The sequence below is a fragment of the Streptococcus sp. HMSC071D03 genome (assembly GCF_001812125.1).
Lineage (GTDB): Bacteria > Bacillota > Bacilli > Lactobacillales > Streptococcaceae > Streptococcus > Streptococcus pseudopneumoniae_N.
On the sequence record NZ_KV807820.1, the window covers coordinates 37784 to 49717 of the forward strand.

The following is an 11934-nucleotide window of genomic DNA, read 5'->3' on the forward strand; positions in this document are numbered from 1 at the left end:
TCTCTAATTTTTCAGCAGTAGTCTCTAGTTCCTTCAATACAGTCTGCTCGAATGATAAAAGGAGCAAAGTCCCAGCTAATGCTTCTGCTATATCATGTGATTCAGGGAATTTTTGTTGCAAATTCTCTAATTTTTTAGCAGTAGTCTCCAGTTCCTTCAACACAGTCTGCTTGGTAGATAAAATGAGCAAAATCCTGGCATACTGCAAAGCAATCTCTTCAGATTCTGGAAATTTCTCATAAATTATTCTTGCCTTTTCTGCTAGATCTTCACAGGCAGTCTTATCTGTCTGGTCTGCTGATAAGTCAACTAATCTATCTACCTCTGCTATACTTTGTTCCAAATTGTATTTCTGTTCATCCATACTATGCCCTCACTTTGAAATAGTAATTATTGCTAGTTCAAACTAATCTGCCTTTTCGTTTCATAATTAGTTTCTACATATTTTATTATATCAAAAACCATATTTTTCTCCTAGTATATGTATGATGCTTTTTAAACATATACTCATATAAAAAACCAGACTCAGTCTGGCTTGAAAAGTGTGTTTATCTGTGGTAAATTCCAAAAACTTTTTAGAGGATTTTCTTAGTTTTATCTACCATAAAGAGGGCGATTGTCATGATGATATCAATTACTAGAAGAATCAGTACCGCTGGAACCCAAGACTGGAACATGTTAAAACTGTAACCAAAGAGAGTTGGTCCAAAGGCTGCCAAAATGTAGCCTCCGGTCTGGGCAAGTCCAGATAATTGGGCTGTCTTTTCAGGAGAGCTGGTTTTGATGGAGAAACAAACCATGAGGTAAGGGAAAAGAGCGCTACAAGCAGTACCAATCAAGAGATGCGCTACTAACCAGTAAAGGAAACTATTGCTTGGGTATAAAAGCATGGCAATTCCTAACATACCAGCCAGAGAGATGACTGTTAACATGATTTGACGGTGACGATTGGACAAACGAGTTGTGAGACTTGGAATGGTCATCGAGAAGGGGATACTAATCAGTGAAAAGATAGAAGCCAGAAGACCAGCGTCCGTATGAGCTAGCCCTGCACTGATGGCCATGGTTGGTAACCAGGTCATACTGGTATAGAAGAGTAAGGACTGTAGTCCACCGAAGACAATAATAGCCCAAACTTGCTTGCTTTTTAGGATATTCTCTTTTTCTTTTTTCTCTTCATGCCTTTCTAGGAAATGATTGTGGCCATGGTTGGGGAACCAGACGAATAAGGTTAGTAGGCAGACCAAGGATAGGCAGAGAATCAAGCCCTTCCAAGATGTTGCCTGAGTAATTGGGACAGATAGATAAGAGGCTAGTGCTGTCGCGATTCCCATAGTCGTCACATAAACCGTTGTCAGGAAGCTAATCTTTTGTGGGTAGTTTGCCTGAATCATACTAGGAAGAAGTACGTTAAAAATAGCGACACTAGCTCCGATGAGTAAGGTTCCCAGATAGAGAAGGGGGAGATTGAAGATACGAATCACTGAACCCACAGTCAAGACGATAAGACTATAGGTGAAAAGGTGCTCGAGTCCAATTTTTTGAGCCAAACGAGTCGCAAAAGAGGAGAAGAGGGCAAACATCAAGAGAGGGAGACTGGTCAAAACACCAAGTGAACTAACTTCCACGCCTAAACCTTGGGCAATATCTCCCAAAACAGTTGGTAAAGCTGTGAAAGGAGCTCTCAAGACCGCTCCGATTAAGATAATTCCTAGAATAAAAAAGAGTGATCGTTTGTTCATGTGCACCTCAATAAACTGATTTTGATAACAGCTTATTTTAATTTTTTTTCCTAAAGATGTCAAGTTGACCTGACGTGATTCGCTACGTAGCCGATAGAAATCATAGAAAATAAGGACAATATATTTACTAGTTTTTTTCTGGGATTCAAATAAAAATAGGAAAGTCTGAAAAATTGTGATAAAATAGTGAAAGAAAATATATACATTGGAGAAAAACTGTGTCTGAAAATAGGAAATTTAGCGTCTTGATGTCAGTCTACATCAAAGAAAATCCTGTCTTTTTGGAAGAGGCTGTAAAAAGTATCTTACATCAAACGCTCAAACCTAGTGAAGTGGTTATCGTTGAAGACGGTCTACTGACACCTGAACTATATCAAGTGTTGGAAAAGTTGGCAGCACAGTCAAGTATTCCAATCAAACGTTGTCCACTGGAGCAAAACCGTGGCTTGGGCTTGGCACTACAGTACGGTGTCTTACAGTGCCAATATGACGTCATTGCTCGTATGGATACAGATGATATTGCTGTCGAAGATCGTTTCGAACAACAGTTTGATTTGATGGAAAAGGAAAACTTGGACTTGCTGGGAGGTCATATCGCAGAATTTATTGACCAACCTGATGAAATCGTGTCCTATCGTCGCGTTCCTATCAAGCACGAAGAGATTGTCGCCTACCAACGTATGAGAAGTGCCTTTAATCATATGACAGTTATGTTTAAAAAAGAGATGGTTCTCAAGGCAGGTAACTACGAAGATGGGCTCTATATGGAAGACGATTTGCTTTGGCTTAATATGATTAGCGCTGGTGCTCGAACTGGAAATGTGGATCAGATTCTTTGTAAGGTTCGCGTGGGAGCGGGGATGTTTGAACGCCGTGGTGGCCTTCGCTATCTTAAACTCTATCGCCAAGCACGTCAAAGAATGCACACGCGTGGACAGATTTCTTATGGCGAGTATCTGAAAAGTGTTTTAATCCAAGTTGTCGTTGCCCTCTGTCCAGGATTTGTCCGACAGTTTATATTTTTAAAACTATTGAGAAAAAGCAAATAGCTAATCAGTTAAAAAAACGTCTTGTAATTACTAGAAAATGTGATTTTGTGTAGGAGGATACCATTCACATGAATAAAAAAATGACAGATTATGTAATTGATCTGGTTGAAGTGTTAAATAAACAACAAAAACAAGTCTTTTGGGGGGTTTTTGATGCTGCCAGCATGATTTCCTCAATCATTGTTTCTTACATCTTGTTTTATGGATTGATCAATCCAGCTCCTGTGGACTATGTCATCTATACTAGCTTGACCTTCCTTTTCTATCAAATCATGATTGGATTTTGGGGGTTGAATGCTAGTATCAGCCGTTACAGCAAGATTACGGATTTTATGAAAATCTTTTTTGGCGTGACTGCGAGCAGTGTCTTGTCATATAGTATCTGCTATGCCTTCTTGCCACTTTTTTCAATCCGTTTCATCATTCTCTTTATCTTGTTGAGTACCTTTTTGATTTTATTGCCACGGATTACTTGGCAGTTAATCTACTCTAGACGCAAAAAAGGCAGTGGTGATGGAGAACACCGCCGTACTTTCTTGATTGGTGCTGGTGATGGTGGTGCTCTCTTTATGGATAGTTACCAACATCCAACCAGTGATTTGGAACTTGTCGGTATTTTAGATAAGGATGCTAAGAAAAAGGGTCAAAAACTTGGTGGAATCCCTGTTTTAGGCTCTTATGATAGTCTGCCTGAATTAGCCAAACGTCATCAAATCGAACGTGTTATCGTTGCGATTCCGTCTCTTGACCCGTCAGAATATGAGCGTATCTTGCAGATGTGTAATAAGCTGGGTGTCAAGTGTTACAAGATGCCTAAGGTTGAAACCGTTGTTCAGGGACTTCACCAAGCAGGTGGAGGATTCCAGAAAATTGATATCACAGACCTTTTGGGTCGTCAGGAAATTCGTCTTGACGAATCGCGTCTGGGCGCAGAACTGACAGGTAAGACCATATTAGTCACAGGGGCTGGTGGTTCAATCGGTTCTGAAATCTGTCGCCAAGTTAGTCGCTTCAATCCTGAACGCATCGTCTTGCTCGGTCATGGGGAAAACTCAATCTACCTTGTTTATCATGAGCTGATTCGTAAGTTCCAAGGGATTGATTATGTGCCAGTTATCGCAGACATTCAAGACTATGACCGTTTGTTGCAAGTCTTTGAGCAGTACAAGCCAGCTATTGTTTATCATGCGGCTGCTCACAAGCATGTTCCTATGATGGAGCGCAATCCAAAAGAAGCCTTCAAAAATAATATCCGTGGAACTTACAATGTTGCTAAGGCTGTTGATGAAGCCAAAGTACCTAAGATGGTTATGATTTCGACAGATAAGGCGGTTAATCCCCCCAATGTTATGGGAGCAACCAAGCGCGTGGCTGAGTTGATTGTCACTGGCTTTAACCAACGTAGCCAATCTACCTACTGTGCAGTTCGGTTTGGGAATGTTCTTGGTAGCCGTGGTAGTGTGATTCCAGTCTTTGAACGTCAGATTGCTGAAGGTGGGCCTGTAACGGTGACAGACTTCCGCATGACTCGTTACTTTATGACCATTCCAGAAGCTAGCCGTTTGGTTATCCATGCTGGTGCCTACGCCAAAGATGGGGAAGTCTTTATCCTTGATATGGGCAAACCAGTCAAAATTTATGACTTAGCCAAGAAAATGGTGCTTCTAAGTGGACACACTGAGAGCGAAATTCCAATCGTTGAAGTTGGAATCCGTCCAGGTGAAAAACTCTACGAAGAACTCTTGGTATCAACCGAGCTTGTTGATAACCAAGTTATGGATAAGATTTTCGTTGGTAAGGTTAATGTCATGCCTCTAGAAGCCATCGATCAAAAAATTGAAGAGTTCCGAACTCTCAGTGGAGATGAATTGAAGCAAGCCATTATCGCCTTTGCTAATCAAACAACCCACGTTGAATAAAAAAGAAAAACGCATATTATCAGGTCTTGAAGAGCCTTGGTAATATGCGTTTTGTTATGTAGAAGCTTGCCTCATTTTCTTCTGGAATGGAGTCGTTGCCCAGTCTATGTTATTGAAAATACTCCAAAACTTCTAAGGGTTTGTGGGCGATATAATCAGGTTGATAGTTTAGCAAGTCTGCTTGCTCTCCAAATCCCCAAGTGACGGCCAATTTCTGAATGCCAGTTTCTTGAGCTCCCAGCATATCAAACTTGGTATCACCGATGATGATGGCTTGTTCAGGTGCTAGTTGATGTGCCTGCAAGGCTTGGCGAATGACATCTGCTTTATGTGGAGTTTCAGGGCTGGAACCATAAATGCCATCAAAGAAATGATAGATTCCAAAGTTTTTAGTCATATCCTGAGCGGTTGGGGTGTTTTTTGTCGTGGTGATATAAAGAGGAAACTGTTTAGCTAGTTCTACCAGTAAATCTTTGATATGAGGATAAAGCTGAGCTTCGTAAACACCCTTTTCTTTATAGTAGGAGCGATAAAGCTGGATAGCTTGCTCAATCTGCTCAGTTGGTAAGCAGGTGGCAAAGCTGGTTTCTAGCGGAGGCCCCATAAAACCACGAATAGTCTTGGCATCAGGGCTTGTCACTCCCAGTTGATCAAAGGTATAGGTGAAACCATTGTGAATGCCGATAGAACTGTCCACGAGCGTTCCATCTAAATCGAAAAAAATAGCGGAAATTGATGACATATACTCTCCTAGTTATTTTGAAATTATTCGCCGAAGATTTCTTTTTGGAGGCGACGACCAGTAGGTGTGGCAGCGAGTCCCCCTTCAGCAGTTTCACGAAAGGCAGTTGGTAAGCTAGATCCTACTTGATACATGGCGTCAATGACCTCATCAACTGGAATTTTGGATTCAATACCAGCCAGAGCCATATCGGCTGCGATGAAGGCGAAGCTTGCTCCCATGGCATTCCGCTTGACACAAGGAACTTCAACCAAACCTGCAACGGGGTCACAGATTAGGCCGAGCATGTTTTTGATAACGAAGGCGATAGCCTGGCTCGCTTGATAAGGTGTTCCACCTGCAGCTAGAGTTAGGGCAGCGGCACTCATGGCTGAAGCTGAACCGACTTCGGCCTGGCAGCCACCTTCGGCTCCCGAGATAGAAGCGTTGTTAGCAATCACGAGTCCAAAAGCACCTGCAGCGAATAAGAAGTCTAGTTGTTGTTCATGAGTTAGATTGAGTTTTTGAATAGCAGATGTGAGAACTGCGGGAAGACAACCTGCGCTACCTGCGGTCGGTGTCGCACAAACAAGACCCATCTTGGCATTGTGTTCATTAACGGCGATAGCGTTACGGGCGGCAGACAAGACAGTGAAGTCTGATAGGGTCTTTCCTTTTTTGATGTAGTGATCTAGTTTGGCAGCGTCACCACCTGTCAAACCGCTACGAGATTTATTCTCATTGAGTCCAAGTTCAACGGAAGCTTTCATGACTTCAAGGTTGCGCTCCATGAGAAGGATGACTTCTTCGCGTTCACGACCGGTTAGCTCAAACTCGGTCGTAATCATGAGTTCAGCAACATTGCCTTGAAAATCAATTTCGGCTTGTTTGACTAATTCTTTGATAGAGTAAAACATATTTTCTCCTATTGAAAGAAATTGACATTGTGCAGATGAGGAATTTTGCGAATTTCTTCGATAGATTCATCACAGTTGCGACTATCAACTTCGATAATCATAATGGCTTTCTCGCCAGCTTTTTCGCGAGTTACATTCATCTGAGCGATATTGATGTCAAAGCGAGAGAGGGCCTCTGTTACGTGAGCAATCATACCTGGAACATCCTGATGAACGATGATGATGGTAGGAGTGTTCATGTTGAGGGATACTGCAAAACCATTGAGCTCTGTCACTTGGATATTACCACCCCCGATTGAAATTCCTGTTACACTGATGGTTTTGTGCTCATTCTTAACAGTGATTTTCGTAGTGTTTGGGTGAGGGGCATTACTGTCTTTCTGGATAGTCCATACTATTTTGATGCCACGCTTGTGGGCGATTTCTAAACTATTTGGAATTTCTGGATCGTCTGTATCCATGCCCAAAATACCAGCAACAAGGGCTAGGTCTGTCCCGTGACCACGATAGGTCTTGGCAAATGAGTTAAATAGTTGGAATTCGACTTCTGTCGGAGTATCATCAAAAATGGAAGAGACAATCTTCCCAATACGAACAGCTCCTGCCGTGTGACTACTAGATGGGCCAATCATGACTGGCCCAATAATATCAAAGACAGATTGAAAACGAAGTGATTGCATCTGTTTCCCCTTAAAAAGATTCTTAACTCTATTATATCAAAGATTAGATGCAAGCGCTCAATTCCATGATAAAATATCTAAAAACCCCATAAAGCCTCTAAAATCAAGCCTTTTGTAACAAAAAGAGGCTATTTAAGTGAAATAAAACATAGTCTTGTAACATTTCTACATAAAACCGTCAAGAAATAGTAATAATAGTAGGGTATGATGGAAATATAAGAAAGAAGGAGAATCTTTTAATATGAAATCAACAACTAACAAAATTAAAACAGGACTTGTAGGAGTAGCAGCAGCACTTGCTTTCCTTGCACCATCACTTGCTTTTGCACAAGAAACAACAACTTACACAGTAAAATCAGGTGACACTCTATCAGGAATCGCTGAAAAATACAATACAACTGTTGAAAAATTGGCAGAAAAAAATAAGATTAAAGATATTCATTTGATCTATGTAGACCAAGTATTGGTTATTGATGGTGAAGCACCAGCAACTGCAACTACTTCAGCTGCGCCAGCAGAAGCTCCAGTAGCAGCACCTGCAGCTTCTGAAGCAACAACTTATGAAGCGCCAGCAGCAAGCGTAACTGTAGCAGAAGAAACTTCAGCATCAACTTCAACCGTCAGCGGATCTGAAGCAGAAGCTAAAGAATGGATCGCTCAAAAAGAATCAGGTGGTAGCTACACAGCTACAAACGGACGTTACATCGGACGTTACCAATTGACAGATTCATACTTGAACGGTGACTACTCAGCTGAAAACCAAGAACGTGTAGCAGATGCTTACGTTGCAGGACGTTACGGTTCATGGGCAGCTGCTAAGAACTTCTGGCTTAACAACGGTTGGTACTAAGAACTAACTAGCAGAATAAGATGCAAAAGTCGAGGGATTTCCTCGACTTTTTTATATTTCCTTTGCTTGATAACAGGTCTCTACTTCCTTTTTGAGGTGAGATAGCATTGAGGTTTCATTAGTTAACTCCAGAAGGGAGAAGCCCTTTTGAATAAGATGATCATTACTAGTACAAATACCTATTCGAACATAAGTGATTGCCAAAATATCGTATCTTTTCTTTTTCTTGGCATCCTCTAGTAAGGTGTAACAGATTTGTTGACAGGTATTTTTATCTTGATTGTACAAGTAAATGGTGGACAGATTGAGTAGGATTGTCATTCGTAATTCATATAAATGTCGATAGTTTTTATATTCTTCCAAGCGCTGCAAGATTTGTTCAGTGATGAGGTGGAGGTGTTCGATGGGAAAGCTAAAAAGTATGGTATTGAGGATTTTTAGGTCACCTTCATACCATGTATCTTGTTTTTCAATTTTTTCCCAAAGCTTTTTGACCGTTTGTTCCACTTGGATTGAAAGCTGTCCTGTTCCATGTTGACGGATATAAATAACAACTTCCAGCATATCTCTGATTTCCTCTATAGGGAGATCGTGATGGACCTTGAGATAGTCTTGGCATGTTTCAAATAAGTTGACTAGACTACTGGTACCAAAGATGGAACTCGTATTGAGATAGGTTTGCATGATTTCTGTTCGCTGGCTTGGCTGATAGAGATGGCAGATGTATTCAAACTCTTCAAAACTCATATTGATTTGACGGAGAAGAAACTCCATGTTTTCATATTTGGGAGTTGCCTTGCCACTTTCAAACTTGGAAAGGCTGGTTCTTGAAAGGCTATTTCCACAGACCTCTTCTTGTGTCAATCCTTTTGACTCACGTATGTCTTTATATACTTTCCCGAAATCATAGCGCATGATTTCCTCCTTTTCGTGAAAAAAGTTAACAGTAAATAGAATTCTATTAAATATATTGTATCATAAGAATATAGAAAGTAAATAAGAGGTATCATGTAGCTAGAAAATAATAGATTGGAGGTTGTTTCAATGCGTAAAAATAAAGATCTATTTCGGGTAATCATTGTCTTTGTGGCAGGGGTTATTTTGATTCTAGCAACCCCAGTGTTATTTAGAGTTGTTATAGAACTACTGTCAAAATAAAATCTGCATTGGTTAGATTCATTAGGATTTAAAATCATTACATGAGAGCTTCTGGATAAATTTAATTTGCTGTAAGATTTGCTTATTTCATCAATTGCTTTTAGTTAGAATCCTGATTTTTCATTTACCATATTTATATTCACAGAAGTTCTAATCAAGACATTAAAGTGGATATCATGAGAAGAAAATAAGAAAGGTGATTTTATCTATAGTAGGTAGAATCTAAAAAATAAATTATGATTCATTTAAAATTTTATATCAAATCCGTTCTTTGTTCATTGGTATTTTTTATCCTTTTAATTCTTTTTATTAAAAATATATATTACCCTGCTCTAAAGATAACTATTGAAGTTATTATGACGTTTTCGATAGGTAGTCTTTGTTATGCCATTTTTTGTAAACAAATCGTGCTGCTTTTCTGCCAATTTCGGTTGTTTTATTTTTGCTGACTCTTTATTTGATGGGAGCATAGTGTTTTAGCAGGAACTTTTTCAGTTTGCATTTTTCGCTTGGAGAAATTATAACGATTGAAATTTTAGTGGCTTTAAGTGGAGTAAATTTATTGTTAAGATTTTTCAAAAAAAGAGAAGTCAATAGATTTGCTAGAGGATTATTAAGACGAAAGGTAAAATTGGGATAGTTAAAATGAAACATTTTTTTGCAGGAATTGGTGAAAGTCATTTTTTGTCATTTTTATTATATCTAAGCATGTCTACTAGTCCAATTATTGGACTAGTGATTGGACATACTGAAATAAATCCAATAAATTCTATTATTATAGCTCTCAGTACGATATGGGCATTAATTTTGATATTATCAAGGGTGTATAGAAAATATTTTTATAGAGACGAAGATGACTAAAGTTTTTATCAATAATTGGCTCCATAATATCTATAGGGAATTTACCTACTACAAATATCATAGAGCCCTAAAAAAGAGCCGTTTAAGGCTCTTTTTGTGTGTTTACATTTGATGAGAGATCATTATAAACATTGGTGTTGAGGACTTACAAGTTTATGGGATTTCGCCATCTAGATTATTAGTTAGACGAATTGGTTGTATCGCTATTAGACTCTGATTGAGAACCTGAAGAATCAGCAGTTTGACCTCCTGTATTAGCGCCATTATCTCCTCCACTGCTAGCACTATCAGTTGAGTATTGGTCCGTTGCAGGTGCTTGGGAATTAGATATTCTTCCATTTGTTTCTGGATAGCTTTGAATATAGCTACTATCTTCTGAACGGCTGGCTTCCAGTCCGGCATCTCTAGTAGTCGTTTCTGTTTGGGTAGTTTTTTCTTCTTCTTTTTTGGTCAAGACTTCAACTTGTTTTTGGAATTTAGAGATTAGTTCTTGAATTGGTTTTATCTTTTCTTCAAGAGCAGCTTGGTCGCTGGCAGAATTAATGTTTTTAATGATGTCTATTATTTTTTGCAAGGAAGTGATGTCTGTCTCAAGTGTTTGTTTATCTTGAAACTGGCTATCAGAATCCTTTATATCTAATTTCAAAGCTTTTTCACTATAATGATTTGTGACTTTATCGGTAGTAGAAGCGAGAAAGTCTGCTAATGTCTTTTTGCCTTCATCAGTAGTTAGTTTTAATTCTTGAATTTTTTTCCAATCTTCTATAATGGTTTCAGAATCAATATTGAAGTCTTTAATGGCGTTTTTTACTTGTTCGACATCTTGTTGATTTTTTTGTTGTTTGATGAGAGCAACGTTCCCTCTCTCTGCTTGGATTTTTTCTTGATGGAGGACTAAGCCTGTCAAAAGTCCAATACCTGCAATAAGTGTAATAATAAAAATAGTATTTTTTGATTTTAGAATATCTTTGTAGTTGTTCACATTAGTCCTACGCACATGGGATGATGGTGTATATATGGAATCATGTGCGCATTCCTCCTTATTAAAGTATATCATTTTTAGTTGATTTTAAAAATAAGTTTTTAAAGAGAATAGAGATTTAGGGATGAATTGATTTCTTTTGTATCCTATCTTCATGTATTTATAAAAGAGGTGGCTAGGTTTGTCAGCATCTTCCTTGTCTTCTCTATCTAAGCATGTTATAATGAAAACTGCTCAAACGACCTTCAATCGTGATAGCAAACACGACCTTCAATCGTGAATAAACGAATAGATGGGAGAACTACCATGAGTGATAACTCTAAAATACGTGTTGTCGTGGGGATGAGTGGTGGTGTTGATTCGTCGGTGACGGCTCTCTTGCTCAAGGAGCAGGGCTACGATGTGATCGGTATCTTCATGAAGAACTGGGATGACACAGATGAAAACGGCGTCTGTACGGCGACCGAAGATTACAAGGATGTGGCTGCAGTGGCAGACCAACTTGGCATTCCTTACTACTCTGTCAATTTTGAAAAAGAGTACTGGGACCGCGTTTTTGAGTACTTCCTAGCGGAATACCGTGCAGGACGCACACCAAATCCAGACGTTATGTGTAACAAGGAAATCAAGTTTAAGGCCTTTTTGGACTATGCCATGACCTTGGGAGCAGACTATGTAGCGACTGGGCACTATGCCCGTGTGTCGCGTGATGAGGATGGCATTGTTCACATGCTTCGTGGCGTGGACAATGGCAAGGATCAGACCTATTTCCTCAGCCAACTTTCACAAGAACAATTACAAAAGACCATGTTCCCATTGGGACATTTGGAAAAGCCTGAAGTTCGCAGACTGGCAGAAGAAGCAGGCCTTGCGACTGCTAAGAAGAAAGATTCGACAGGGATTTGCTTTATCGGAGAAAAGAACTTTAAAGAATTTCTCAGCAACTACTTACCAGCTCAACCTGGGCGTATGATGACTGTGGATGGACGCGATATGGGTGAGCATGCTGGTCTAATGTACTATACGATCGGTCAGCGTGGCGGGCTCGGTATCGG

11 protein-coding genes and 1 pseudogene are annotated in these 11934 nt (G+C 39.6%); 5 read left to right on the top strand and 7 right to left on the bottom strand.

All coding sequences use genetic code 11. The features are described 5' to 3' along the window. Positions 1–364: pseudogene (locus HMPREF2837_RS10305) on the bottom strand (hypothetical protein); the annotation flags it as partial. Between the two features lie 211 nt (positions 365–575). After that, positions 576–1742 carry a CynX/NimT family MFS transporter gene (locus HMPREF2837_RS10310; protein ID WP_049548866.1) on the bottom strand — a complete coding sequence of 389 codons (1167 nt, stop codon included), beginning with the start codon at positions 1740–1742 and terminating at the stop codon, positions 576–578. A 218-nt stretch (positions 1743–1960) separates the two neighbouring features. On the opposite strand from HMPREF2837_RS10310, the gene HMPREF2837_RS10315 reads away from it, so the two are divergent. After that, on the top strand, positions 1961–2791 hold the full coding sequence (locus tag HMPREF2837_RS10315; protein ID WP_049548865.1) for a glycosyltransferase: 831 nt from the start codon (positions 1961–1963) through the stop codon (positions 2789–2791). 68 nt (positions 2792–2859) lie between these two features. Beyond that, complete coding sequence (locus tag HMPREF2837_RS10320; protein ID WP_049548864.1) at positions 2860–4710, top strand: polysaccharide biosynthesis protein; 1851 nt, start codon at positions 2860–2862, stop codon at positions 4708–4710. A gap of 109 nt (positions 4711–4819) precedes the next feature. Here HMPREF2837_RS10320 and HMPREF2837_RS10325 read toward each other — a convergent pair whose 3' ends face one another. The 3 genes from HMPREF2837_RS10325 to sdaAB are packed head-to-tail and all read right to left on the bottom strand — an operon-like array spanning position 4820 to position 7028. Further along, a complete protein-coding gene (locus HMPREF2837_RS10325) occupies positions 4820–5452 on the bottom strand; it encodes an HAD hydrolase-like protein (RefSeq protein WP_049548863.1) in 633 nt (210 codons plus the stop codon). A gap of 23 nt (positions 5453–5475) precedes the next feature. Further along, on the bottom strand, positions 5476–6348 hold the full coding sequence (sdaAA, locus tag HMPREF2837_RS10330) for an L-serine ammonia-lyase, iron-sulfur-dependent, subunit alpha (protein WP_049548862.1): 873 nt from the start codon (positions 6346–6348) through the stop codon (positions 5476–5478). Between the two features lie 8 nt (positions 6349–6356). Continuing rightward, on the bottom strand, positions 6357–7028 hold the full coding sequence (gene sdaAB, locus HMPREF2837_RS10335) for an L-serine ammonia-lyase, iron-sulfur-dependent subunit beta (RefSeq protein WP_001191178.1): 672 nt from the start codon (positions 7026–7028) through the stop codon (positions 6357–6359). A 241-nt stretch (positions 7029–7269) separates the two neighbouring features. Here sdaAB and HMPREF2837_RS10340 point away from each other — a divergent pair, with 241 nt between their 5' ends. Next, positions 7270–7878 carry an aggregation-promoting factor gene (locus HMPREF2837_RS10340; protein WP_049548861.1) on the top strand — a complete coding sequence of 203 codons (609 nt, stop codon included), beginning with the start codon at positions 7270–7272 and terminating at the stop codon, positions 7876–7878. Between the two features lie 51 nt (positions 7879–7929). On the opposite strand, the gene HMPREF2837_RS10345 is transcribed toward HMPREF2837_RS10340, so the two are convergent. Next, positions 7930–8793 (bottom strand): helix-turn-helix domain-containing protein, encoded by an 864-nt coding sequence (locus HMPREF2837_RS10345; RefSeq protein ID WP_049548860.1) that lies wholly within the window; start codon positions 8791–8793, stop codon positions 7930–7932. An 888-nt stretch (positions 8794–9681) separates the two neighbouring features. Between HMPREF2837_RS10345 and HMPREF2837_RS11810 the strand changes: the two genes are divergently transcribed. Continuing rightward, on the top strand, positions 9682–9897 hold the full coding sequence (locus HMPREF2837_RS11810; RefSeq protein ID WP_080979380.1) for a hypothetical protein: 216 nt from the start codon (positions 9682–9684) through the stop codon (positions 9895–9897). A gap of 178 nt (positions 9898–10075) precedes the next feature. Here HMPREF2837_RS11810 and HMPREF2837_RS10350 read toward each other — a convergent pair whose 3' ends face one another. Beyond that, positions 10076–10879 carry a hypothetical protein gene (locus HMPREF2837_RS10350; protein WP_049548859.1) on the bottom strand — a complete coding sequence of 268 codons (804 nt, stop codon included), beginning with the start codon at positions 10877–10879 and terminating at the stop codon, positions 10076–10078. A 306-nt stretch (positions 10880–11185) separates the two neighbouring features. On the opposite strand from HMPREF2837_RS10350, the gene mnmA reads away from it, so the two are divergent. Then, positions 11186–11934 (top strand): tRNA 2-thiouridine(34) synthase MnmA (gene mnmA, locus HMPREF2837_RS11815; protein WP_261674362.1); only part of this gene is annotated, 749 nt, incomplete at its 3' end.

Bases quoted from the DNA above. Each gene is read 5' to 3' on its own strand.
- HMPREF2837_RS11810 (WP_080979380.1), top strand. From the start codon at position 9,682: ATGAAACATTTTTTTGCAGGAATTGGTGAAAGTCATTTTTTGTCATTT.
- HMPREF2837_RS10340 (WP_049548861.1), top strand. From the start codon at position 7,270: ATGAAATCAACAACTAACAAAATTAAAACAGGACTTGTAGGAGTAGCA.
- HMPREF2837_RS10320 (WP_049548864.1), top strand. From the start codon at position 2,860: ATGAATAAAAAAATGACAGATTATGTAATTGATCTGGTTGAAGTGTTA.
- HMPREF2837_RS10345 (WP_049548860.1), bottom strand. From the start codon at position 8,793: ATGCGCTATGATTTCGGGAAAGTATATAAAGACATACGTGAGTCAAAA.
- sdaAA (WP_049548862.1), bottom strand. From the start codon at position 6,348: ATGTTTTACTCTATCAAAGAATTAGTCAAACAAGCCGAAATTGATTTT.
- HMPREF2837_RS10310 (WP_049548866.1), bottom strand. From the start codon at position 1,742: ATGAACAAACGATCACTCTTTTTTATTCTAGGAATTATCTTAATCGGA.
- sdaAB (WP_001191178.1), bottom strand. From the start codon at position 7,028: ATGCAATCACTTCGTTTTCAATCTGTCTTTGATATTATTGGGCCAGTC.
- HMPREF2837_RS10325 (WP_049548863.1), bottom strand. From the start codon at position 5,452: ATGTCATCAATTTCCGCTATTTTTTTCGATTTAGATGGAACGCTCGTG.